This is a genomic window from Streptomyces sp. NPDC048338 (assembly GCF_043201055.1).
GTDB lineage: Bacteria > Actinomycetota > Actinomycetes > Streptomycetales > Streptomycetaceae > Streptomyces.
The window spans coordinates 54,365-77,386 of the sequence record NZ_JBICYQ010000016.1 but is presented as its reverse complement, the minus strand read 5'-3'; the positions used below and the strand labels follow the sequence as shown (position 1 = coordinate 77,386).

The 23,022-nt window shown below is 73.4% G+C and carries 18 protein-coding genes; 13 read left to right on the top strand and 5 right to left on the bottom strand.

Annotated elements, in window-relative coordinates; genetic code table 11:
- Positions 1-47: 47 nt before the first annotated feature.
- Positions 48-1,550 carry a fatty acyl-CoA synthetase gene (locus ACGFZF_RS32130; RefSeq protein ID WP_393559920.1) on the top strand — a complete coding sequence of 501 codons (1,503 nt, stop codon included), beginning with the start codon at positions 48-50 and terminating at the stop codon, positions 1,548-1,550.
- A 50-nt stretch (positions 1,551-1,600) separates the two neighbouring features.
- On the opposite strand, the gene paaK is transcribed toward ACGFZF_RS32130, so the two are convergent.
- Complete coding sequence (gene paaK / locus ACGFZF_RS32125) at positions 1,601-2,890, bottom strand: phenylacetate--CoA ligase PaaK (RefSeq protein ID WP_393559918.1); 1,290 nt, start codon at positions 2,888-2,890, stop codon at positions 1,601-1,603.
- Between the two features lie 216 nt (positions 2,891-3,106).
- Between paaK and ACGFZF_RS32120 the strand changes: the two genes are divergently transcribed.
- Together ACGFZF_RS32120 and ACGFZF_RS32115 are read left to right on the top strand one after the other, a co-directional pair.
- On the top strand, positions 3,107-3,925 hold the full coding sequence (locus ACGFZF_RS32120; RefSeq protein WP_393560226.1) for a DUF4239 domain-containing protein: 819 nt from the start codon (positions 3,107-3,109) through the stop codon (positions 3,923-3,925).
- A 40-nt stretch (positions 3,926-3,965) separates the two neighbouring features.
- Entirely contained in the window at positions 3,966-4,817 is an 852-nt protein-coding gene (locus ACGFZF_RS32115) for a GNAT family N-acetyltransferase (protein WP_393559916.1), read from the top strand.
- 75 nt (positions 4,818-4,892) lie between these two features.
- On the opposite strand, the gene ACGFZF_RS32110 is transcribed toward ACGFZF_RS32115, so the two are convergent.
- The gene (locus tag ACGFZF_RS32110; RefSeq protein WP_393559914.1) at positions 4,893-5,696 is read right to left on the bottom strand and encodes a pentapeptide repeat-containing protein; all 804 of its coding nucleotides are present in this window, start codon (positions 5,694-5,696) and stop codon (positions 4,893-4,895) included.
- A gap of 118 nt (positions 5,697-5,814) precedes the next feature.
- Here ACGFZF_RS32110 and ACGFZF_RS32105 point away from each other — a divergent pair, with 118 nt between their 5' ends.
- Positions 5,815-7,377, top strand: a complete 1,563-nt coding sequence (locus tag ACGFZF_RS32105) for an alpha/beta fold hydrolase (protein WP_393559912.1) — start codon at positions 5,815-5,817, stop codon at positions 7,375-7,377.
- A 56-nt stretch (positions 7,378-7,433) separates the two neighbouring features.
- Here the strand turns inward: ACGFZF_RS32105 and ACGFZF_RS32100 are convergent, their stop codons facing one another.
- Complete coding sequence (locus ACGFZF_RS32100) at positions 7,434-9,056, bottom strand: acyl-CoA synthetase (RefSeq protein ID WP_393559910.1); 1,623 nt, start codon at positions 9,054-9,056, stop codon at positions 7,434-7,436.
- Positions 9,057-9,232: 176 nt separating this feature from the next.
- Between ACGFZF_RS32100 and ACGFZF_RS32095 the strand changes: the two genes are divergently transcribed.
- The 9 genes from ACGFZF_RS32095 (at position 9,233) to ACGFZF_RS32055 (ending at position 18,496) form a co-directional block, all read left to right on the top strand.
- Positions 9,233-10,033 (top strand): crotonase/enoyl-CoA hydratase family protein, encoded by an 801-nt coding sequence (locus ACGFZF_RS32095; protein ID WP_393559908.1) that lies wholly within the window; start codon positions 9,233-9,235, stop codon positions 10,031-10,033.
- A gap of 60 nt (positions 10,034-10,093) precedes the next feature.
- Positions 10,094-11,050, top strand: a complete 957-nt coding sequence (locus tag ACGFZF_RS32090; RefSeq protein ID WP_393559906.1) for a Zn-ribbon domain-containing OB-fold protein — start codon at positions 10,094-10,096, stop codon at positions 11,048-11,050.
- Positions 11,047-12,105: a thiolase domain-containing protein gene (locus tag ACGFZF_RS32085; RefSeq protein ID WP_393559905.1), complete on the top strand. Its 1,059-nt coding sequence runs from the start codon at positions 11,047-11,049 to the stop codon at positions 12,103-12,105. Before ACGFZF_RS32090 ends, ACGFZF_RS32085 begins: the two co-directional genes overlap by 4 nt.
- Before the next feature lie 147 nt (positions 12,106-12,252).
- A complete protein-coding gene (locus tag ACGFZF_RS32080) occupies positions 12,253-13,419 on the top strand; it encodes a thiolase domain-containing protein (protein ID WP_393559903.1) in 1,167 nt (388 codons plus the stop codon).
- Positions 13,420-13,496: 77 nt separating this feature from the next.
- On the top strand, positions 13,497-13,739 hold the full coding sequence (locus tag ACGFZF_RS32075) for a DUF397 domain-containing protein (protein WP_393559901.1): 243 nt from the start codon (positions 13,497-13,499) through the stop codon (positions 13,737-13,739).
- Positions 13,740-13,870: 131 nt separating this feature from the next.
- Complete coding sequence (locus ACGFZF_RS32070) at positions 13,871-14,281, top strand: ACT domain-containing protein (RefSeq protein WP_393559899.1); 411 nt, start codon at positions 13,871-13,873, stop codon at positions 14,279-14,281.
- Positions 14,282-14,389: 108 nt separating this feature from the next.
- Positions 14,390-17,548, top strand: a complete 3,159-nt coding sequence (locus ACGFZF_RS32065; RefSeq protein WP_393559897.1) for an ATP-binding protein — start codon at positions 14,390-14,392, stop codon at positions 17,546-17,548.
- A gap of 67 nt (positions 17,549-17,615) precedes the next feature.
- Positions 17,616-18,116, top strand: coding sequence for a hypothetical protein (locus ACGFZF_RS32060; protein ID WP_393559895.1), 501 nt, complete (start codon positions 17,616-17,618; stop codon positions 18,114-18,116).
- 14 nt (positions 18,117-18,130) lie between these two features.
- Positions 18,131-18,496, top strand: a complete 366-nt coding sequence (locus ACGFZF_RS32055) for an RNA-binding S4 domain-containing protein (RefSeq protein WP_147975909.1) — start codon at positions 18,131-18,133, stop codon at positions 18,494-18,496.
- A 33-nt stretch (positions 18,497-18,529) separates the two neighbouring features.
- On the opposite strand, the gene ACGFZF_RS32050 is transcribed toward ACGFZF_RS32055, so the two are convergent.
- Complete coding sequence (locus tag ACGFZF_RS32050) at positions 18,530-20,728, bottom strand: germacradienol/geosmin synthase (protein WP_393559893.1); 2,199 nt, start codon at positions 20,726-20,728, stop codon at positions 18,530-18,532.
- A gap of 168 nt (positions 20,729-20,896) precedes the next feature.
- Positions 20,897-22,873, bottom strand: a complete 1,977-nt coding sequence (locus tag ACGFZF_RS32045; RefSeq protein ID WP_393559891.1) for an N-acetylmuramoyl-L-alanine amidase — start codon at positions 22,871-22,873, stop codon at positions 20,897-20,899.
- Between the last annotated feature and the right edge of the window lie 149 nt (positions 22,874-23,022).

Here is a 23,022-nt window from a genome sequence, read left to right as displayed (position 1 = left end):
CCTCCGGGTACTTGACCCGCCCCGCGGCACCCGCCCAGGATCACGCCATGGATCGACTCCTCACCCGCACCGTCGACGGCGTCCTGCGCGCGAGCGCCCAGCGCACCCCCGAGCGGATCGCCCTGCGGTACGCCGAACGGACCTGGACCTACGCGGAACTGGACGCCGCGGTCAGCACCGGCGCCGCCGTGCTGCGCGAGCGGTACGGGCTCGCGGAGGGGGACCGTGTCGCCACCTACGGACACAACTCCGACGCGTACCTCCTCGCGTTCCTCGCCTGCTCCCGCGCGGGCCTGGTCCACGTGCCGGTGAACCACAACCTCACGGGCGAGGACCTCGCCTACATCGTGCGCCAGTCGGGCAGCGCGCTGGTCCTCGCCGACCCGGGGATCGCGGACCGCGTGCCGGCCGGACCGGCCGTCCGGGAACTGCGCGACACCGGGGACTCCTTCCTCACGGCACTCGCCGAGCCCCGGCCGTACGACGCCGAACGCGACGCCCGGGACTGCGTCCAGCTGCTCTACACCTCGGGCACGACGGCGCTGCCCAAGGGCGCGACGATGACCCACCGGGCGCTGGTCCACGAGTACGCGAGCGCCATCGACGCCCTCGACCTGCACGAGGACGACCGGCCGGTGCACGCGCTGCCGCTCTACCACTCGGCGCAGATGCACGTGTTCCTGCTGCCGTACCTCGCGGTCGGCGCCGAGAACATCCTCGTCGACGGCCCCGATCCCGCCGTCCTCTTCGACCTCGTCGAGGCGGGCCGGGCGGACAGCGTCTTCGCGCCGCCGACGGTCTGGATCGGCCTGTCCCACCATCCCGACTTCGCGAGCCGTGACCTGTCCGGGCTGCGCAAGGCGTACTACGGCGCGTCGATCATGCCGGTGCCGGTCCTGGAGCGGCTGCGCGGGCGCCTGCCCGGACTGCGCTTCTACAACTGCTTCGGACAGAGCGAGATCGGCCCGCTCGCCACCGTGCTCGGCCCCGACGAGCACGAGGGCCGGATGGACTCCTGCGGCCGCCCCGTGCGCTTCGTCGAGGCGAAGGTCGTCGACGAGGACGGCAAGGACGTGCCGGACGGGACTCCGGGCGAAGTCGTCTACCGCTCACCGCAGTTGTGCGAGGGCTACTGGGACAAGCCCGAGGAGACGAGGGAGGCCTTCCGTGACGGATGGTTCCGCTCCGGCGACCTGGCGGTGCGCGACGCCGACGGGTACTTCACGGTCGTCGACCGGGTGAAGGACGTCATCAACTCGGGTGGCGTGCTGGTCGCCTCGCGGCAGGTCGAGGACGCGCTCTACACCCATCCGGGCGTCGCGGAGGTGGCGGTCGTGGGCCTGCCGGACGAGCGCTGGATCGAGGCGGTGACGGCGGTCGTCGTCCCGCGCGACGGGGTCACGGAGGACGAACTGCTCGCCCACGCACGGGAGAAGCTCGCCCACTTCAAGGCCCCGAAGCGGATCGTGTTCGTGGACGGACTGCCCCGCAACGCGAGCGGCAAGATCCTCAAGCGCGAGCTGCGGGACCGCTTCGGCACGGGTGCGTGACGACCGGCGCCCGGGACCGCCCCGGACCCGGGCCGGTCCCGGCGTGACCGTCAGACCGTGTCGCGCAGGTCCACCAGCCGCCTGATCTTGCCCACCGAGCGTTCCAGCGTCTCCGGATCGACCACCTCGACGGTGACCGACACCCCGATCCCGTCCTTGCACGCAGCCGCGATCGCCCGGGCCGCCTCCTCGCGCTGGTCGGGCGTCGCCTCGGGGCGGGCCTCGGCCCGTACCGTGAGGGCGTCGAGCCTGCCCTCCCGGGTCAGCCGGAGCTGGAAGTGCGGGGCCACGCCCGCCGTACGCAGCACGATCTCCTCGATCTGGGTGGGGAAGAGGTTCACCCCGCGCAGGATGATCATGTCGTCGCTGCGGCCGGTCACCTTCTCCATCCGCCGGAACACCCGGGCCGTACCCGGCAGCAGGCGGGTCAGGTCCCGCGTGCGGTAGCGGATCACCGGCATGGCCTCCTTGGTGAGCGAGGTGAAGACCAGCTCGCCCTCCTCGCCGTCGGGCAGGACCTCACCGGTGAACGGATCCACCACCTCGGGCAGGAAGTGGTCCTCCCAGACGTGCAGTCCGTCCTTCGTCTCCACGCACTCCTGGGCGACGCCCGGGCCCATCACCTCGGACAGCCCGTATATGTCGACCGCGTCGATGGCGAAGCGCTCCTCGATCTCGCGCCGCATCTCCTCCGTCCACGGCTCGGCGCCGAAGATGCCCACCTTGAGGGAGGTGGACCGCGGATCGACGCCCTGGCGCTCGAACTCGTCGAGCAGGGTGAGCATGTACGACGGCGTGACCATGATGATCTCGGGCCGGAAGTCCTGGATGAGCTGGACCTGACGGGAGGTCATGCCGCCGGACGCGGGGATCACCGTGCAGCCGAGCCGCTCCGCGCCGTAGTGCGCGCCGAGCCCGCCCGTGAACAGGCCGTATCCGTAGGCCACATGGACCTTGTGGCCGGGGCGCCCGCCGGCCGCCCTGATCGAGCGGGCGACCACGTCGGCCCAGGTGTCCAGGTCACGTTCGGTGTAGCCGACGACGGTCGGGCGCCCGGTGGTGCCGCTGGAGGCGTGGATGCGGCGGATCCTGGACTCGTCGACGGCGAACATGCCGAAGGGGTACTGGTCGCGCAGATCCGCCTTCACGGTGAAGGGGAAGCGGGCGAGGTCGGTCAGCGAGCGGCAGTCGTCGGGGTGGACGCCCGCCTTGTCGAAGGACCGCCGGTAGAAGTCCACGTTCTCGTACGCGTGGTGCAGCGTCGCCCGCAGCCGCTCCAGCTGGAGGGCCTCCAGCTCCGCGCGCCCGAGCCGCTCGCCACTGTCCAGCAGGTCCGTCATGTGCCGTCCACTCCCGCCCCGGTACCCAAAACGGGCGACCGATCATTCGGTAGATGTGTCCGGGCCAGTAAATCCATCCGCACCCCGCCCCTGGCAAGAGGTCGGGGCGGATTTTCTGCCGCCACTCGTACAGAGGTCGCTCCTTCGGGGTGTTCCTGACCGGAAAGCCCTGGTGACGGCCGTCGCGCCGGCCACGGGACCCTACCCTCGGTGAGCGTGATCCTCTGGCTGCTCAACCACCTCGGCACCTTCGCCCTCGCCGTCCTGATCGTCGGCGGCACCGTCGGCCTCTCCCTCCTCGGCAGCGTCCTGGTGCGCCGCCGGCATCCGAAGATCGCCGACGGCGAGCACAACGACATGGTGGGCGTGGTCCTCGGGATGTTCGGCGCGATCTACGGCATCATCCTCGCCTTCGTGATCGTCACGCTGTGGACCCAGATGGAAAGCACCCAGAACGTGGTCGCCGCCGAGGCCACCGACCTCGCCCTGATCGTCCGCGACGCCCGGGCCTTTCCCACCGAGGACCGGGACCGCGTGCACGCCGCGGCCGGCGGCTACGTCCACACCGTGGTCGAGGTGCAGTGGCCGCTCATGCGCGACGGCGTGGCGGACTACCGCGTCACGGGCGGCAAGCTCGACGATCTCTACGCGGCGCTCCAGTCCTTCGAGCCGAGGACCGAGTCCGAGAAGACCTTCTACGCGGAGGCCGCCGCCCGCCTCGACGACGTGGCCGGCGAACGCCGGGCCCGGCTCACCATGGCCGGCCAGCAGCTCCCCCCGCTCCTGCAGGTCCTCGCCGTCGGCGGTGCACTGGTCATCATCCCGTTGACCTTCCTCTATGGGATGCGCAGCCGCCGCATGCAGCTGCTCTTCGTCGGTGCCGTGGCCGCCCTGATCGGCTTCAGCCTCCTCCTGGTCGTCGTGCTCGACCGGCCGTTCGCCGGTGAGCTCAGCGTGAGCCCGGCGCCGTACAAGGAGGGCGCCCTGGCCCAGTTCTGGGAACCGGGGCCGGAGACCCCGACCGCCCGCAGGTAATCCGATTGCGGCGCCCGGCGGGTGGTGGTGGAGTGCCCGCATGGACCACCCCCACCTGCCCGGATCCGCCGCCCGCCACGACCCGCCGGAACACCCGGAGGGCACCGGCCACGCGGCGACGCTCGCCTCGTTCGACCGCGGCCTTCGCCGGGAGGCACGGCCCGAGGGCCCCGGCTGCCGCGTCGAGCGCACCGGCCGGGTGGTCCGCCAGACCGGCCCCCGGCACGCCTGGAACGGCATCCTCTGGTCCGGCCTCGACGCGACGAACGCCGACGCGGCCATCGCCGAACAGATCCGCCACTACGACGCGCTCGGCCTGGACTTCGAGTGGAAGGCGTACGGGCACGACGGCCCCGCCGACCTGCCCGCGCGACTCCTCGCGGCCGGGTTCACCGCGGAGGACGAGGAGACCCTCATGGTCGCGGAGGCGGCCACGCTGCCCCGGGGGATCGAACTGCCCGCGGGTGTGGAGCTCGTCCCGGTCACCGACGCGGCCGGGGTCCGGCTGGTGACCGAGGTCCACGAACGGGCCTTCGGCACGGACAGCGCGCACATCGGACGCCAGCTCCTCGACCGGCTCGCCGGCGCGCCCGACGAGGTGGCCGCCGTCCTCGCCATGGCCGGCGACGAGCCGGTCAGCGCGGCCCGGCTGGAGCTGTACCCGGGCACGGACTTCGCCGGCCTGTGGGGCGGAGGCACGGTCGCGTCCTGGCGGGGCCGCGGCCTCTACCGGGCGCTGGTCGCCTACCGGGCGGGCATCGCCGCGTCGCGCGGACACCGCCATGTCCAGGTCGACGCCGCCGACACCAGCCGCCCCATCCTCCTGCGCCTGGGCTTCACACCCCTGACGACCACGACGCCCTACGTCCACACGCCGCCGACCGTCCGGTAGCCGGCGTACGCCGGGAGCCCGGCGTCTCCGGGCGGACGACCCTCCGGGCGGACGACGCCGGTCGCCGGACGGGTCCTACCGGGTCCAGTGCGCGGGCCGTTCGACGCCCGCGGGCAGGCGCGTGGATCCGTCGCCGCGCGCCGCGTTCAGCTGCGGCTGGGTGACGAAGAGCGCGTCGGTCAGGTCCGCGCCCGAGAGATCGGCGTCCCGGAGGTCCGCGCCGATGAGATCGGCCAGGGTCAGGTCGGCGCCGGAGAGGTCCGCCGCGATCAGCAGCGCCCCGCGCAGCTCGGCGCCGCGCAGCTTCGCCCCGCGCAGCCGCGCACCGATCAGGTCGGCGTTCCGGTGGCTCCTGGTCCTGCCGCCCACCGCCGCCCGCGCCAGGGTGCTCGCCCGTGCCAGCAGCGGATGCACCTCGGCCCGCACCGCCGCCATTCCCGTCTTCCCCAGTGCTTCCGCCGAGCCCTCGGTCAGTGCCTCGACCCGGGCCGCGGCCCGCCGCAGCTCGTCGTGGAGCGGGCGGGCGGCCGGCAGCGCCAGTGCCTGGCCGAGTTGATGGAGCATCTCGTGGAGCCCGCGCATCACGAGGAACACGTCGAACATCAGCCCCGCGCTCTCGGGCGCCGCACGCCACGAGACACCGCCGAAGGTCACCTGAGAGACCTTCTGACCCGCCCCGAAGCAGTCGAACACCGTGCAGCCCGGGAACCCGCTCGACCGCAGCTTCGTGTGGATGCCGCAGCGGAAGTCGTCCCGGAGGTTGCGGCACGGCTCCCCGGGGGCCTTGTTCACCGCGAAGTCGGCGGACTTCGCGAAGGGGGGTGCGACGCAGCACAGCCCGAAGCAGTTCGCGCAGTCGCCCCGGAGGGTGTCGGACATGGTGGTGCGTTCCTTCGCGGGTGTCGGGGGAGGACTCCCCACCGTATCCCGGGGCACGCGTACGCCGGCGGCGAATTTCGCTTGCGAAGATCAGCGAGCGGCGCCGAGGATCGGGCCCATGCCGCAGTTCACCACGTACGACGGAACCCGACTCTCCTACCGCGAGAAGGGAGAGGGGGAACCGCTCGTCGTCCTCCCCGGCGGCCCCATGCGCGACGCCGACTACCTCGGCGACCTCGGCGGGTTGGGCGCGTACCGCCGGCTGATCGTGCTCGACCTCCGCGGCACCGGCCACAGTGCCGAGCCGGCCGACCCCGCCACCTACCGCTGCGACCGCCAGGTGGCCGACGTCGAGGCCCTGCGCGCCCACCTCGGGCTGGAGCGCATGGACCTCCTCGGCCACTCCGCCTCCGGCAACCTCGCCACCCTGTACGCGGCCGCGCACCCCGAGCGGGTGAGCGCGCTCGTGCTGGTCACTCCCGGCGTGCGCGCCGTGGGCATCGAGATCGGCGACGACGAGTGGGACGAGGCCGTGGAGGTGCACGCCGACCAGCCCTGGTACGCGTCGGCGCGCGCGGCCTTGGACGCGCTCGGCCCCGACACCCCGCTGCCCGAGGTGATGGAGATCGTCTCGCCGTTCTCCTACGGACGGTGGGACGAGGCCGCGCGGGCGCACGCGGCCGGACGGGAGGCGCACTGGGCGGCCGCGGAGGTCTACTTCGCCCCCGGCGCCTTCGACCCCGCGGCGACCCGGGCGGCCCTGGCCGCCGTGACGGCGCCCGTCCTGATCCTGGCGGGGGAGTGGGACGGCGGCCCGACGCCGGCGCGCGCGGCCGAACTTGCGGCCCTCTTCCCGCACGCCGAGCTCGTGGTGCAGCCCGGCGCCGGGCACTTCCCGTGGGTGGACGACGCCGGCGCCTTCGCCCGTCCGATCGCCGCCTTCCTCGACCCCGACGTGCGGACCGTCACCGTCGACGGGGTCCGTCTCGCGTACCGGGTGCGGGGTCCGGAGGACGCGCCTCCGGTCGTCCTGGTCCACGGCCGCGGCGCATCCGGCGCCGACTGGTCCGAGATCGCCGAGGCGCTGTCCGAGGACCGCCGCGTGTACGCCGTCGACCTTCGCGGACACGGGCTCAGCGACTGGCCCGGCCGGTACGGCTTCGACGTGTTCCGCGACGAGCTGCGCGGTTTCCTGACGGTCCTGGGCCTGACCGGCGCGGACGTCGTCGGCCACTCGATGGGCGGAGCCGCGGCCCTCCTCATGGCCGCCGCCGAGCCCGGACTGGTCGGCCGGCTCGTCCTGGAGGAGGCCCCGGCCTTCGTCCCGCTCGACCCGCCGCGCGGCCGGGTGCCCCGCCCCGAGGGTCCGCTCGGACTCGACTGGGGTGTGGTGCACGCGACCGACGCCCAGCTCGACGCACCGGACCCCGCCTGGCGTGCGGGCTGTGCGGCGATCGCCGCGCCCACGCTGCTGATCGGCGGGGGCCCGGACAGCCATCTCCCGCAGGAGCAGCTGTCGTCGCTGGCGGACCTGATTCCCGACTGCCGCCTCGTCACCGTCGAGACCGGCCACCTGATCCACGCGTCGCGTCCGGAGACCTTCCTCGCGGCCCTGCGCGACTTCGGGATCGGCTCCGCCGCCTCCCCGGACCGCCCGGCCGCGGCGGTGCCGAGCGCCTGAGCGGGTGGACCCGGCGTGCGGGATCCGCTCCCGCGCGCCGACGTCCGGATCAGGTCCTACGCGCCGGCGTCCTCCGCCGCCACCGACCGTGCCCAGCGGTAGTCCGCCTTGCCGCTGGGCGAGCGCTGGATGCGGTCGGTGAGCACCAGCTGGCGCGGCACCTTGTACCCGGCGAGCCGGGTACGGCAGTGGTCCTGCACCGACGCCAGATCCAAGGCCGCCGCGCCCGCCCGCAGTTGGACCACGGCGGCGACGTGGTTGCCCCACTTCGTGTCCGGGACCCCGGCGACCAGCGCGTCGTACACGTCCGGATGGGACTTGAGCGCCTGCTCGACCTCCTCCGGATAGACCTTCTCGCCCCCGGTGTTGATGCACTGCGAGCCGCGGCCGAGCACGGTGACGATGCCCTGCTCGTCGACCGTCGCCATGTCGCCGAGCAGCACCCAGCGTTCGCCGTCCTTCCGGAAGAAGGTCTCGGCGGTCTTCGCGGAGTCGTTGTAGTAGCCGAGCGGGACGTGGCCGCGCTGCGCCAGCCGCCCCGGCTCGCCCACCCGTACCGGCTCGTACGTGACCGGGTCGACCACCCGCGTCCGCTCGTTCACCTCCAGCCGGAAGCCCTTCTCGGGCCCGGAGTCGTCCGTCGCCTTGCCGTTGGAACCGGACTCCGAGGAGCCGAAGTTGTTCAGCAGGAGCACGTTCGGGACAAGTGCCTGGAACTGGGCGCGGACCGTCTCCGACATGATCGCGCCGGAGGAGGAGACGCTGAACAGCGACGAGAGGTCCGTTCCCCGCAGCGGGCCGTGGAGCGCGTCCACCAGGGGCCGCAGCATCGCGTCGCCCACCAGGGACACGCTGGACACCTTCTCCTTCTCGATGGTGCGCAGCACCTCCTCGGGCACGTACTTGCGGTGGACGACCACCCGCTGCCCGTAGTTGAAGGCGATGAACGAGGTCAGCGTGGACGTGCCGTGCATCAGCGGGGGAGTCGGGAAGAAGGTGATGCCCGAGCCGCCCGCCGCGACCCGCTCGGACAGCTCCTCGGGCCGTTTGACCGGCTCGCCCGCAGGGTCGCCGCCGAACAGCCCCGCGAAGAACAGGTCCTCCTGACGCCACATCACACCCTTGGGCATCCCCGTCGTGCCGCCGGTGTAGATGATGAAGAGGTCGTCCGCGCTGCGCTCGGCGAAGCCCCGTTCCGCCGAGCCCGCCGCCTCGGCGTCCGGGAAGGCCGTGCAGTCGAGGGCCGGCGCTCCCTCGGGCGGGGTCCCCACCCGCACGAGGTGCCGCAGCTTCTCCGTCTGCGGCAGCGCGGCCGCGACCCGCTCGGTGAACTCGGCGTCGAAGACGAGTGCCGCGAGGTCGGCGTCCCGGTAGAGGTAGACGAGCTCCTCCTCCACGTAGCGGTAGTTCACGTTGACCGGCACGATCCGGGCCTTGAGACAGGCCAGGACGGTCTGCAGGTACTCGATCCCGTTGTAGAGGTGCAGCCCCAGGTGCTCGCCGGGCCGGATCCCGGAGTCGAGGAGGTGGTGGGCCACGCGGTTGGCGGCGGCGTCCAGCTCCGCGTAGCTGAGCCGGCGTTCCGCTCCCGTTCCGGGGTGGTCGACGTACACGAGCGCCTCGCGGTCGGGGACCACGTCGACGACCGACTCGAACAGGTCGGCAAGGTTGTACTCCACCGTTCCTCCTGACCTCGTGATCGCCCGGGCCCCGTACGGGCCAGGCGGTCATTAGAGCGCCGCGGGACGGAGGTGGGAAGGGTTCGCGCAGAAGAATCTGACTGGGTGTCAGAAAACTATTGAACTGCGACCGCGCCTCCTGCAACCTGTTCCAGTCTGGAGACGGGAGGACGTCCATGGGTGGCACCGAACACCTGACCGTGCGGCGCGAAGGCGCCACGCTCGTGCTCACACTCGACCGGCCGGAGGCCAAGAACGCGCTCTCACTTCCCATGCTGGTGGGGCTGTACGACGGCTGGCTGGAGGCCGATGCCGACGACACGATCCGCTCCGTCGTCCTGACCGGCGCGGGAGGCTCCTTCTGCGCCGGAATGGACCTCAAGGCGCTGGCGGGCAAGGGAATGGAGGGCGAGCAGTACCGGGACCGGATGAAGGCCGATCCCGACCTGCACTGGAAGGCGATGCTGCGCCATCACCGCCCCCGCAAGCCGGTCATCGCGGCCGTCGAGGGCTACTGCGTCGCCGGCGGCACCGAGATCCTCCAGGGCACCGACATCCGTGTCGCCGGCACCTCCGCCACGTTCGGGCTCTTCGAGGTCAAGCGGGGGCTGTTCCCGATCGGCGGCTCCACGGTCCGGCTGCCCCGCCAGATCGCCCGCACCCACGCCCTCGAGATGCTGCTCACCGGCCGCCCCTACAGCGCCGCGGAGGCCGCCGCGATCGGCCTCGTCGGGCGGGTCGTGCCCGACGGCACCACCCTGGACGCGGCCCTCGCGATCGCCGAGCAGATCAACGCGTGCGGACCGCTCGCCGTCGAGGCCGTCAAGGCGTCCGTGTACGAGACCGCCGAGATGACCGAGACCGACGGTCTCGCGGCCGAACTGAAGCGCGGCTGGCCCGTCTTCGACACGGCCGACGCCAAGGAGGGCGCCCGCGCCTTCGCGGAGAAGCGCCCGCCGGTCTACCGCCGCGAGTGACGGGCCGGCCGCAGGCGCCGCCCCGACCGCACGCCGACACCCGAAGAAGGAGCCCGCCCCATGACAGCCGCCCCCGAGACACTGCGCGCCCCGCTCGTCGTCGAGTTCCCGTTCACCCGGTCCCTCGGGCCCGTCCAGTCCGCCTTCCTGACCGGACTGCGCGAGCGGACCGTCCTCGGGGTGCGGACCGGGAACGGGCGCGTGCTCGTGCCGCCCGTCGAGTACGACCCCGAGACGGCCGACGAACTGCACGACCTCGTCGAGGTCGACGCCACCGGAACCGTCACCACGTGGGCCTGGAACCCCGAACCCCGCACCGGCCAGCCCCTGTCGACCCCCTTCGCCTGGGTCCTCGTCCGGCTCGACGGCGCCGACACCGCCCTGCTGCACGCCCTCGACGCCCCCGGACCCGAAGAGGTCCGCACCGGCATGCGCGTCCGGATCCGCTGGGCCGCCGAACGGACCGGCGCCATCACCGACATCGCCTGCTTCGAACCGCACGAAGGCGCGCCCGCGGACCGGCCGCCCCGCGCACACGACGGTGACTTCGCCGACCCCGTCACCGGCATCGTCGCGCCCGCCCGACTCGACTACACCTACAGCCCCGGCCGGGCCCAGACCGCCTACCTCCACGCCCTCGCCGGACAGCGGACCGTCGGCGAGCGCTGCCCCTCCTGCGCCAAGGTGTACGTCCCGCCCCGCGGCGCCTGCCCCACCTGCGGCGTCGCCACCACCGACCGCGTCGAGGTCGGCCCCCGCGGCACCGTCACCACCTACTGCATCGTCAACATCAAGGCGAAGAACCTCGACATCGAGGTCCCCTACGTCTACGCCCACATCGCCCTCGACGGCGCCGGCCTCGCCCTCCACGGCCGGATCGGCGGCATCCCCTACGACCAGGTCCGGATGGGCCTGCGCGTCGAACCCGTGTGGAGCGAGGGAGGGCGTTACCCGGACCACTACCGCCCCTGCGGCGAGCCCGACGCCGACTACGACACGTACAAGGAGCTGCTGTGACGCCGGACCGAGAGGTGGCGATCGTCGCCTTCGCCCAGACCGACCACCTCCGCCGCACGGACGAGCTCTCCGAGGTCGAGATGGTCATGCCCGTGCTGCACGACGTGCTGCGCCGCACCGGCCTGAAGACCTCCGACATCGGCTTCACCTGCTCCGGCTCCTCCGACTACCTCGCCGGCCGTGCCTTCTCCTTCACCATGGCCCTCGACGGCGTCGGCGCCTGGCCGCCCATCTCCGAGTCCCACGTCGAGACCGACGGCGCCTGGGCGCTGTACGAGGCCTGGGTGAAGCTGCTGACCGGCGAGGCCGACACCGCCCTCGTCTACTCCTACGGCAAGTCCTCGCCCGGCTCCGTACGCGACGTCCTCACCCGGCAGCTCGACCCGTACTACCTGGCCCCGCTCTGGCCCGACGCCGTCGCCCTCGCCGCGCTCCAGGCGCAGGCGCTCATCGACGCGGGCGACACCGACGAGCCCGCCCTCGCGGGCATCGCCGCCCGCAGCCGCCGGGACGCCGCCGCGAACCCGCACGCCCAGGTGCCCGGCGCGCGGCCGCAGGGCGACTACCTCGTCCGCCCGCTCCGCACCGGCGACTGCCCGCCCATCGGGGACGGCGCCGCCGCCGTCGTGCTGGCCGCCGGGGACCGCGCCCGCGAACTGTGCGCCCGACCCGCCTGGATCCGGGGCATGGACCACCGCATCGAAGCCCACTCCCTCGGCGTGCGCGACCTCACCGACTCGCCCTCCACCCGACTCGCCGCCGAGCGCGCCGGCGTCTTCGAACGGCCCGTGGACACCGCCGAACTGCACGCTCCGTACACCTCCCAGGAGGTCGTGCTGCGCAAGGTCCTCGAGCTCGACGAGACGGTGAGGGTCAACCCGTCCGGCGGAGCGCTCGCCGCCAACCCGATCATGGCCGCCGGGCTCATCCGGATCGGCGAGGCCGCCGCCCGCATCCACCGCGGGGCCTCCGACCGCGCGCTGGCCCACGCCACCTCCGGACCCTGCCTGCAGCAGAACCTGGTCGCCGTCCTGGAAGGGGACCCCGCCTCGTGAGCCACGCACGCCCGGCCGCGGGCCGCGGCCGCACACCGATCCGGCACCTCCGCGCCGTACGGCCCCGGACGGGCGGCCTGCCCGCCGTCCGGCCGGAGGCGGGGGAAGCGCCCCGGCGCCCGATCCGGGCAACAACAAGGAGGCAAGGTGTCTAAGGAACCCGTGGCCGTCGTCGGGATCGGCCAGACCAAGCACGTCGCCGCCCGCCAGGACGTCTCGATCGCCGGCCTCGTCCGCGAGGCCGCCCTGCGCGCCCTCGCCGACGCCGAGCTGACCTGGGCGGACATCGACGCCGTCGTCATCGGCAAGGCCCCCGACTTCTTCGAGGGCGTGATGATGCCGGAGCTCTACCTCGCCGACGCCCTCGGCGCCGTCGGCAAGCCGATGCTCCGCGTCCACACGGCGGGCTCGGTCGGCGGGTCGACGGCGCTGGTCGCCGCCAACCTGGTCGCCGCGCGCGTCCACCGCACCGTCCTCACCCTCGCCTTCGAGAAACAGTCCGAATCCAACGCCATGTGGGGGCTGTCCCTGCCGGTCCCGTTCCAGCAGCCGCTGCTCGCCGGCGCGGGCGGCTTCTTCGCCCCGCACGTGCGGGCCTACATGCGGCGCACCGGCGCGCCCGACTCGGTCGGCTCCCTCGTCGCGTACAAGGACCGCCGCAACGCCCTGAAGAACCCGTACGCGCACCTCCACGAGCACGACCTCACCCTGGAGAAGGTCCAGGCCTCGCCGATGCTCTGGGACCCGATCCGCTACTCCGAGACCTGCCCGTCGTCCGACGGCGCCTGCGCCATGGTCCTCACCGACCGGGCGGGTGCGGAGCGCGCGCCGGCGCCGGCGGCCTGGGTGCACGGCGGCGCGATGCGCAGCGAGCCCACCCTCTTCGCCGGCAAGGACTTCGTCTCGCCGCAGGCCGGCAAGGACTGCGCCGCGGACGTCTACCGCCAGGCCGGCGTCACCGACCCGAGGCGCCAGATCGACGCCGTCGAGATGTACGTGCCCTTCTCCTGGTACGAACCGATGTGGCTGGAGAACCTCGGCTTCGCGGACGAGGGCGAGGGCTGGAAGCTGACCGAGGCCGGCGTGACCGAACTCGACGGGGACCTGCCGGTGAACCCCTCGGGCGGGGTGCTCTCCACCAACCCGATCGGTGCGTCCGGGATGATCCGGTTCGCCGAGGCCGCGCTCCAGGTGCGGGGGCGGGCGGGCGAGCACCAGGTGGACGGCGCGCGCAGGGCGCTCGGGCACGCGTACGGAGGGGGCGCGCAGTTCTTCTCGATGTGGCTGGTCGGCGACCGGCCGCCCACCGCATGAGGTCTGTCGGCACCCCGTGCCCCTCGCTAGGCTGGGCCCCGGACGACGACCAGGCGTGATGCGGGAGGAGCACGGACGTGTCGGAGAGCACCACCACCCAGCAGGCCTTCGCGAGCTGGGACAAGCCGGATCTCGACCTCAGCCGGGCCGACTGGCAGTCGGGCAGCCGGGGCGCGGGAGACGTCCAGATCGCCTTCGTCGAGGGCTTCATCGCGATGCGCAACGGCGGGCGGCCCGAAGCCCCGTCGCTGATCTTCACTCCGGCCGAGTGGCGGGCGTTCGTCGTCAACGCCCGCGAGGGCGAGTTCGACCTGACCTGACCCGGCCGGCCTGCCCCGGGCAGGCGGACGGCGCGGTGGGCGTACGGGGGAAGGGGCGTCCGACCCCTTCCCCCGTACGCGTCGGCGGGCCGACCACCGCGGACGACGCGGCCGTCCCTAGGCTGACGATCATGAGCGCAGAACGTGACCTGAGCCGGCTGCTGGCCGGGATGAGCCCGGAACTCGATCCGGGACGCTACGTCTTCACCACCGTCCCCGGACCCGTCCCGCCGGGGATCACCCCGCTCGTCACCGTCACCGAGCCCGAGGGGCTCACTCTGGTCCTGCGCCAGGAGGACGCCGACCGGGCCGCCCTCGCCTACGACTACGTGGCCGGCTGGATCACCCTGCGGGTCCACTCCGCCCTCGACGCCGTCGGACTGACCGCCGCCGTCTCCCGCGCACTCGCCGAAGCCGGTCTGAGCTGCAACGTCGTGGCCGGATACCACCACGATCGCCTCTTCGTCGAACACGAGCGCGCGGAAGGGGCGTTGGCCGTGCTGCGGGCTCTGTCGACACGTTCCGCCGGGTCTGCCGATTGACGGTCACAAGGAGTGCCTCCGGGCGTACGCTGGGCTTTTCGCGGGGCCTGTCGGCCCGGCCGCACTCGTCCGCGCGCCGGGCGCGTGCCCCCGGTGTGGGGGTGGAACGTGGAGCGACACAGCGGCAGGACCGGCCGCGGCAGAATCGGTCTCTTCGAGCGCGAGGCGGAACTCGCCGCGGCCGAGGAGGCGTTGAACCAACTCACCGGTCTGGGTGCGGCCGAGGTGCCCTGGCCGCGCGGACCCGAGCGGGTCCCCGATGAACGGACGCCCGATGAACGGACCCCGCCGTCCCGCGAGGCGGCGGTCCGCAGGCAGTCCCCGGGCCATCCGGCCGGCCGCCGGCCGAGCGGCCCGGCCCTGCACGTCGTCGGCGGGCCGGAGCCGGACCGCGCCGAGGCCGAGCCGGTCCTCCCCGCCCCGCCCGGGCGCAGCCTCCCGCCGGAAGACCGTCCGCAGGTACGGGGCGAGACCGCCCCGGCGCCCCGTACCCCGCGCGGCGGCGTACTCGCCTACGCGGCCCCCGCCGGGCTCGGCAAGACGACCCTGCTCGCCGAGATCCGCCGGCGCGCCGCCGCCAAAGGCTGCACCGTGCTGTCCGCGCGCGGCGGGGACCAGGAGCAGCAGGTCGCCTTCCATGTCGCCCGCCAGCTCCTGCAGCCCCAGCTCGCCGTCGCCTCCGACACCGAACTCCGTCGCCAGCTGGGCAGTTGGTACGACATCGTGGGACCCGCCCTCGGCCTGTGCACCGCGGTCGCCGGCGCCCCGCCCGACCCGCAGGGCCTGCGCGACGGCCTGGACTGGGTCCTCACCCACCTCGCCGTCCGGCGCGCCCCGCTCGTCGTGGTCGTCGACGACGCCCACTGGGCCGACCCGGAGTCCCTCGGCTGGCTCTCCGCCTTCGCACCGCGCTCCGAGGAGCTCCCCATGCTCCTCGTCGTCGCCTACCGGCCCGACGAACTCCCGGACACCGGAGAGGAGTTCACCGGCAGGCGCTCCGGACAACGGCCCCTCGGACTCGAACCCCTGACCTCCGGCGCCATCGCCGACCTGGTCCGCGACCTCGTCGGCGACCACGCCGACGACGCCTTCTGCCGCGAGTACTGGACCGTCACTTCCGGCAACCCCTTCGAGGCCGTCGAGCTCGCCGCCAAGATCCGCGGTCTGGGACTCGCCCCCACCGCCGACGGCGCCCACGAGCTGCGCGACCTCGCCGCCGCGGTCAAGGGCAGCGGTCTCATCGCCCGGCTCGAACGCCTCGGCACCTCCACCGTCCGGCTCGCCTGGGCCTGCGCCGTCCTCGGCACCGAGATCTCCCCGCAGCTCGCGGGCGCCGTCGCCGGCCTCGGCGACGAAGCCGTCGCCGACTGCGCGGAACACCTCCGCGAGGCCCGTATCCTCGCCGGCACCGAGACCCTCGAGTTCGTCCACCCGCTGATCGCCACCTCCGTGTACAAGGCGATCCCCGCCGCCACCCGTGTCGCCCTGCACGGGCAGGCCGCCTGGTGCGTGGTCGACGCCGGCCTCGGGCCCACCGCCGCCGCCCGACACCTCCTGGAGACCCACCCCGAGGGCGACCCCTGGGTGGTCAAGGAGCTGCGCGCCGCCGCCCGCGAGACCCTCCGCGCCGGAGCTCCCGACGCGGCCCGCCGGTACCTCGCCCGCGCGCTGCGCGAACCCCCCTCCCACGACGACCGGGCCGCGGTCCTCTTCGAGCTCGGCAGCGCCTCACTGCTCACCGAGCCCGCCACCACCGTCAACCACCTGCGCGCCGCCCTGGAGGAGCCCGTCTCCGACCCGGCGCTGCGCCACGGCATCGTCTACCGCCTCTCCCAGGTCCTCGCCCACAGCGACCGCCTCGTCGAGGCCTCCGAGCTCCTCGCCCGGGAGTCCCGGCTCACCACCGACGCCCGCAGCCGGCTGCGCATGCAGTCCGAGAAGTTCATGTGGGACGCCTTCCGCGCCGACGAACCCGACTCCCCGGCCCGCTCCCGCCGGCTGGCCCGGCTCGCCGACCGGCTCACCGGCCGCGACCTCACCGAGCGGTACGTCATCGGCCTGCGCGCCTGGGACGCCACCCTGCGCGCCGAGCCCTCGGCCGTCGCCGTCGGCCACGCCGAACGGGCCCTGGAAGGCGGTCTGAGCTGGGCCGACGAGAGCCGCGGCTTCGAGGTCCCGGTCCTGGTCGCGCTGACGTACCTCTACGCCGACCGCCCCGGCCGGGCCGAGGAGCTCTTCGCGGCGGGCACCGCCGAGTTCGAGCGCCAGGGCTGGCGCGGCGCGCACCTCGCGTTCGCCTACACCCTGCTCGGGTACATCCGCTACCGACGCGGCCGGCTCGTCGAGGCCGAGGACTTCGTCCGGGCGGGACTGCGCCTGGCCGAACGCGTCGGACCGCGCACCCCCGCCCACTGGTACGCCGTCGGGGTCATGATCGAGGTGCTGCTGGCCCGCGGCCGGGTCCGGGAGGCCGAGCAGGTCTCGCGTACGCACGACTTCGGCGAGCCCTTCCCCGCCGCCGTCACCTTCCCCGACTCCCAGACCGTCCACGCCGAACTCCTCCTCGCCCTGGGCCGCACCGACGAGGCCGCCGCCGAGCTGGCGTCGGTCGGACGCCGCCTCGACCCGCGCGGGATGCGCAACCCGGCATGGTGCCCCTGGCAGCTCCACCTCGCCCTCGCCGAGGTCCGGGACACCCCCGACCGGGCCCGCGACACCGCCCTGGACGCCGTCGACCGGGCCCGCCAGTACGGTGCGCCCTCCGCGATCGGCCAGGCGCTCCGCGTCACCGCCGAGGTGATGGGCGGCAGCGAGCGGGTCAAGCTGCTGGAGGAGTCCGTCGACTGGCTGGAGCGCTCACCCGCCGCGTACGAGCTGGCCCGCTCCCTGGTCGCGCTGGGTGCGGCCCTGCGCCGGGGCGGCCGGACGAGGGAGGCCGCCGAGTACCTCTACCGCGGTCTTGAGGCGGCCCAGACCTGCGGCGCCGACGGCCTCGGCGAGGAGGCGAGGGCCGAGCTGGCCGCCGCCGGACTCCGGCCGCGCACCCTCCGCCCGGCGGGCACCGACGCCCTCACCGCGCGTGAGCGCGCCGCCGCCGACCTCACCGTCCGTGGCGAGGACGCGGCGGTCGCCCTCGGCACCGACCAGGCCACCGTCACGCTGCTGCTGTCCGCCGTCTACCGCAAGCTCGGCACCGATCGGGCGGGCCTCACGGAGGCCCTGCGGCACACCGGCCGGGAGTCCCGCGAGAGTGCCCCGCACGCCTGACCGACGAGCCGCCACCGGACCCGCCCCGGCGCGCTGCACACGGCGTCGGGGCACGTACCATGGCCGTATGTCCTTCCTCCGCCGCCGCAGCCCCGCCACTCCCGCGGGCCCGGACTTCGACGTCCTGGCCATGGACCCGGGCGACTGGCCCGGGAACCTCGGCGCAGGTCTGCTGCCCGCCCCCGACGGGACCTGCCAGGGCGTGTTCCTGCGCTACGACCTGTTCGGCGGCCGGGGCCCCGCGATGATCATCGGCAACCTCCCGGAGGGCTCCCCGGCGCGCGAGCTCGCCGACGGCCAGATCCCGTTCGAGGTCGCCCAGCTCCTCGCCGCCCTGGAGAACGACGAGCCGGTCGAGGTCGTCGACACCGAGGACATGCCGGTCATGCAGGGGGACAACCTGCTGATCGTGCGCCGCCTCAAGCTCTCCGAGAGCCGGATCTCCTGCGTGCAGTTCGACCGCAGCGACAACGTCCTCGTCACGATCGCCAGTTGGGACCGCCCGATCACGGACGACCTGTACGCGCTGCTCAAGCCCCTGCCCGCCGAGCTGTTCCAGCAGGGCTGACGGGAGCGGGGCCGATGAGCGCGCGCGTCGACAGCTGGATCTGGGCCGTACGCCTCACCAAGACCCGCTCCCAGGCCGCCGCGGCCTGCCGGGCGGGCCACGTCAAGGTGAACGGCGACCGTGCCAAGCCCGCCCAGCCCGTGAAACCGGGCGACGAGGTCAGGCTCTTCCACGGCGGCCGCGAGCGGATCGTCGAGGTCAAGGAACTGCACACCAAGCGGGTCGGACCTCCCGTGGCCGTCGAGGCGTACGTCGACAACAGCCCGCCCCCGCCGCCGCGCGAGCACGTGGCCGTCGCCGCGGTCCGCGACCGGGGCACCGGCCGCCCGACCAAGCGCGACCGCCGCGAACTCGACCAGCTCCGCGGCCACCGCCCCTGACGTCCCCGGTCACCGCGGGGGCGGCCGCCGCGGTCACCGCCCGGCGGAGCCCAGCAGGGCCGCCAGCCGGGCCGCCGAGGTGCCCATCCCGGTGGGCCCCCGGCGCAGCAGCGCCGTACCGCTGCCCGCGTGGACGTCGCCCTCCGCGTAACGGCGTACGCTCCGGTGCCAGTTGAGGACTCCGGCCAGCCAGTCCTCCAGCTCGCGCAGATACGCCTCGAACGCCGCCCGGCCCTTCGCGTCCAGGTCGAAGTCCTCGTACAACAAAGGGACTTCGTGCCTCTTCACATGCTCGAACTGCCGCAGCCGCCCGCGCATCAGGTCGTCGACCATCGCCACGGCCGTCGGGTAGTCGCAGTCGAAGAACTTCTGGAGCACCAGCACACCGTTGTGCACCTCGCCCTCCACCTCGATCTCCTTCTGATAGGAGAACAGGTCGTTGAGGAGGGCGGCGTAGTCCGCGGCGGAGTTCTCCAGCCGGGTGACGGTCCGGGTCCGGTGGACCGCCGGAGGCAGCGCGTCGGCCCGCCGCAGCCGGCAGAGCAGCATCGTCAGGTCGGAGCCGAAGGTCCGGCGGCGCATCTCGATGTAGTCCACCGGATCGGGGACCCGGTGCTGCGCCTGGTTGTGCAGCTCCCACAGCCAGCTGTCGAGCATGAGGTCGATCGCCTCGCGCAGCGTGCGGCGGGCCTCGTGGCGCAGGGGGCCGGCCGTGCGGGCCCACAGATCGGCGAGCGCCCGCTCCATCGGGCTCACGGCGAGACCCGGTCCGGTCGCCGGCTCCTGCACCGGCATGCAGGTCTTGAGCCGCTCGGTGCACTGCCTGGCACCGGCCAGGTCACGAGGCCGCCCGAAGACGAGCGGGTAGTAGTCGTCCCCGTAGGTGCCCCAGGTCAGCCACTCCGCACTGAGCTCCAGCTCCTCCAGGGTGCCGTCCGGATCCAGGCCCGCCGAGCAGAGCGCGAAGTCGAAGCCCTCCAGCATCGGCCGGTCCCAGACGTCCTCCAACAGCCCCATGCCCTCGGCCCAGTCCACCGAGCGCCGCAGCGCCTCCCGGTGGTGCGGGTTGAGCGACAGGGGGTAGGGCAGGTCGAATTCGGGCAGCAGGGAGGCGCCGACCTGCTGGTGCGGCACATGGGTGTGGGCGCGCAGCCGGGCGGCGGCCGGCCGGCCGAACAGCGTCCGGACGTCGAGCGCCGAGGTGCCGAGCACCCCGTCGAGCCGTGAAGGGCCGCTCTCCACGCCCTCGTTCATGTACCGGCTGGACCGCAGGTGCCACTCGTGGCCGCCGGACTGCCAGTCCTGGAGCCCCTTGGTGTACGCCGCCACGGCCGCGCACTCCGCCGGGTTCAGCCCCTTCTCCAGACAGAGCCCGGGCACCTCGGTGAGCGCCGTGTTCTCGAACTGCTGCAACCGTGACGTCAGCAGGTCGTTGACCGCCTCGGCCGCCTCCTGCGTGGTGCAGCCGAGGAACCGCTCCAGGACGAGGACGCCGTTGCTGTTCTCCCCTTCGTCCTCCACCTCCCGCTGGTACGAGAAGAGGTCGTTGCGGAGGTGGACGGCGTCCGAGAAGGCGTCCCGCAGGACGAGCAGGGGCCGGCTGCCGGCCACCCGCTCGGGGACCTCGGCGCCGGCCGCGTACTCGACGAGCCCGGCGGACCAGGGGGCACCGCCCACCTTGCGCCGCATCTCGATGTACTCGACGGGGTTGGCGACGCGTCCCGCGTTGATGTTGTCGAGCTCCCAGAGGGACTCGTACAGCAGCGCCTCGGTGGCCTCGGCGAACCGTTCCCGCCAGGATGGCGACATGGCCGGCACCGTGCGCCGCCAGAGGTCCGTGAGTCCGGCCTCGACGGGGTTCGTCGGCTCGGGCACGGCCGTCGCCGGGTCGCTCGGCATGAACAGCGGCAGCCGGTCCAGGTACGCCTTGCCACCGGAGCGGTCCTGGGTGCGCTTGAAGACCTCCAGGAAGTGGTCGTCGAAGAAGAACACCCAGGTGTACCAGTCGGTCACCAGCGACAACGCCTCGGCGTCGCAGTCCGGGTGGGTGTAGGAACACAGCAGGGCGTAGTCGTGCGACTCGAGGTCGTGCTCCTCCCAGACGCCGGAGCCCTCCAGCATCCCCATCGTCCGCGCCCACTCCCGGGTGTGCGAACGGGCTTCCTCCACATGGGGGTTGAGCCGCGCCGGATACGGGACGTAGAAATCCGGCAGAACGAAGGGCTGAGCCATGCGTGCGGGGCCTTTCCGGTGAGCGCGGTCGAGCGGGGCGGATGCCCGCCCAGCATTACCCGTCGCCCGTACGGCGCACGCCGTCCCGAGGGTAGTCATATGAACGGCTGAGGGTGCCGGTGAACCCACGGTCCGCCGACACCCTCCGCCGCTCCGCGCCGGTCGACCTCAGCCGCGAGAAACCCGCACGTCAGCGGCCTTCACAAAGGCCACCCGGTGGCCGAACTGGATCTCGTAGTACTCCTCCTGCCCCCGCACCACCGTGTGGCCCGTGGTGTCGAACACCGGCGCGAAGTAGTACTCGCCCGGGGTCCGGTCGCCCACCACGTACCGCTGGCCGGCGAGCAGCCGGTACGGCAGTGGCGACACCGCCTGGACCGGGACGCCCGCCGGGTACGCCGACGCCTCCGGGTAGGCGCGCCCGTACACCGGGACCGACGCCGCCCCCTCCTTGGGCGTCAGCACCAGGGCGCGCGCGTTCACCGCCGTCGGCCGCGCCGCCGGGTTGTGGAACCAGGCGATCTGACCGAGGTACCAGATCGCCGTCCAGTCCCCCCGCCGCTCCGCCACCGCGAACTGCTGGCCCGTCGACGCCCGCGCACCGGTGTCGTTGACCCCGGTCGTGGAGTCCTGGCCGCCCGGGTACAGGCCGACGTCCTTCACCAGCGGGGCGTCGGCGCTCGGCGCGGTGTGCAGCCGGACGGCGTTGCTGCCGTGCGGGGCACACGCCTGGCCCGCCGTCACGCATCCCGTGTAGACCGGCTGGTTCGCGCTGTAGTCGGGACGGATCGTCACCACGCCCGCGTGGGGACCCGCGCTCGGAGTGATGGGCCGGCCGAGCAGCCGGAAGTAGTGCGCCCAGTCCCAGTACGGACCCGGGTCCGTGTGCATGCCGCGGATCGTCGCCGTGGTCGTCCCCGGCACGGTGTCGTGCCCCAGGATGTGCTGACGGTCCAGCGGGATGTCGTAGCGCTGGGCGAGGTACCGCACCAGCCGCGCCGAGGTCCGGTACATCGCCTCCGTGTACCAGGCGTCCGGCGAGGTCAGGAAGCCCTCGTGCTCCAGGCCCACCGACTTGGCGTTCACGAACCAGTTGCCCGCGTGCCAGCCGACGTCCTTGAGCGGCAGATGCTGGGCGATGTGCCCGTCCGAGGAACGCAGCGAGTACTGCCAGGACACGTACGTCGGGTCCTGCACGAGCTTGAGGGTGACGTCCCAGGACGCCTCGGTGTCGTGCACGACGATGTAGTCGATCGACTGCGACACCGGCCGGTTCCCCTTGTCGTGGTTGCCGTAGTCCCCGTCGCCGAACTCCTCGTACGGCGCCGGGATCCACTCGCAGGCCACCGTCCGCGGGCACTCGGTCGGGCCGGCGTCCGCGGTCCGCAGCCCGAGCGCGGCGAGCTGCCCCGTGGCGGGCGCCACGTCCGGGACGGCCGCCAGCGTGACCACCTGGCCGCTGTCGGTCGTCCGGGTCTCGCCGGAGCGGATCACCTCGTACACGTCGTTCGCGTACGTCGACGCCGTCGCCGTGTCGTCCGCACCGGAGTAGCGGGCCACGGCGCCGTACCAGTCGGCCGGGTCGGCGCTCAGCGGCCGGCCCGACTCCCGTTGGGCGGCGGCCAGCAGGGCGGCCCCGCCCTCGATGTTCGCCGCCGTGCTCGTCCGCAGCTCCTCCGCGGGGATCCCCGACGCACGGGCCGCTCGCTCCAGCGTCCTGAGGCGCGCGGGAAGCTGCTCGGCCGTCGGTGGCGCGGTCGTCGCCACGGCGGTCGCGGCGCCGGCCGCGGTCCGGGGGGCGCGCGCGTCGTCGCCGCGGGCGTCCTCCTCGCCGTGCGAGTGGTGCGGTGCCTCGGCGAGGGCCGTCACGGCGTCCGTCAGGTGCATCGGGCCGTAGCCGCCGGTCACGCTCGGCGCCCCGCCGTGCGTGTCCCACCTCGACTGGAGGTACGACACGGCGAGGAGGACGCTCCGCGGCACGCCCTGGCGCTCGGCGGCGGCGGTGAACTGCCGCTGCAGGCTGCCGGAATCCTCCGGCCGGGCCGTGGCGGACGGCGTGGCGGCGAGCAGCGGGAAGAGCAGAGCGGCGGACGCCACGGCGCCCGCCGCTCGGGTGACACGTCTGGGGGACGCGGATCGGTGCAAGGCAGCCTCCGGAGGCGGGGGGTGACGACGGGGCGTGCGGGGCTGGACCCGTACAGGGGTATCGGCTCCCGGACGATCCGTCAATCACCCCTCACCACACGGGATTTCCCATGTCAGAAGCGGTGTGCCGGAGTTTCGCGACGGTAGTG

Excerpts from the sequence above, each read along its gene's own strand:
- ACGFZF_RS32130 (WP_393559920.1), top strand. The coding sequence starts at position 48 with ATGGATCGACTCCTCACCCGCACCGTCGACGGCGTCCTGCGCGCGAGC.
- paaK (WP_393559918.1), bottom strand. The coding sequence starts at position 2,890 with ATGACGGACCTGCTGGACAGTGGCGAGCGGCTCGGGCGCGCGGAGCTG.
- ACGFZF_RS32115 (WP_393559916.1), top strand. The coding sequence starts at position 3,966 with ATGGACCACCCCCACCTGCCCGGATCCGCCGCCCGCCACGACCCGCCG.
- ACGFZF_RS32110 (WP_393559914.1), bottom strand. The coding sequence starts at position 5,696 with ATGTCCGACACCCTCCGGGGCGACTGCGCGAACTGCTTCGGGCTGTGC.
- ACGFZF_RS32105 (WP_393559912.1), top strand. The coding sequence starts at position 5,815 with ATGCCGCAGTTCACCACGTACGACGGAACCCGACTCTCCTACCGCGAG.
- ACGFZF_RS32095 (WP_393559908.1), top strand. The coding sequence starts at position 9,233 with ATGGGTGGCACCGAACACCTGACCGTGCGGCGCGAAGGCGCCACGCTC.
- ACGFZF_RS32090 (WP_393559906.1), top strand. The coding sequence starts at position 10,094 with ATGACAGCCGCCCCCGAGACACTGCGCGCCCCGCTCGTCGTCGAGTTC.
- ACGFZF_RS32070 (WP_393559899.1), top strand. The coding sequence starts at position 13,871 with ATGAGCGCAGAACGTGACCTGAGCCGGCTGCTGGCCGGGATGAGCCCG.
- ACGFZF_RS32060 (WP_393559895.1), top strand. The coding sequence starts at position 17,616 with ATGTCCTTCCTCCGCCGCCGCAGCCCCGCCACTCCCGCGGGCCCGGAC.
- ACGFZF_RS32055 (WP_147975909.1), top strand. The coding sequence starts at position 18,131 with ATGAGCGCGCGCGTCGACAGCTGGATCTGGGCCGTACGCCTCACCAAG.
- ACGFZF_RS32050 (WP_393559893.1), bottom strand. The coding sequence starts at position 20,728 with ATGGCTCAGCCCTTCGTTCTGCCGGATTTCTACGTCCCGTATCCGGCG.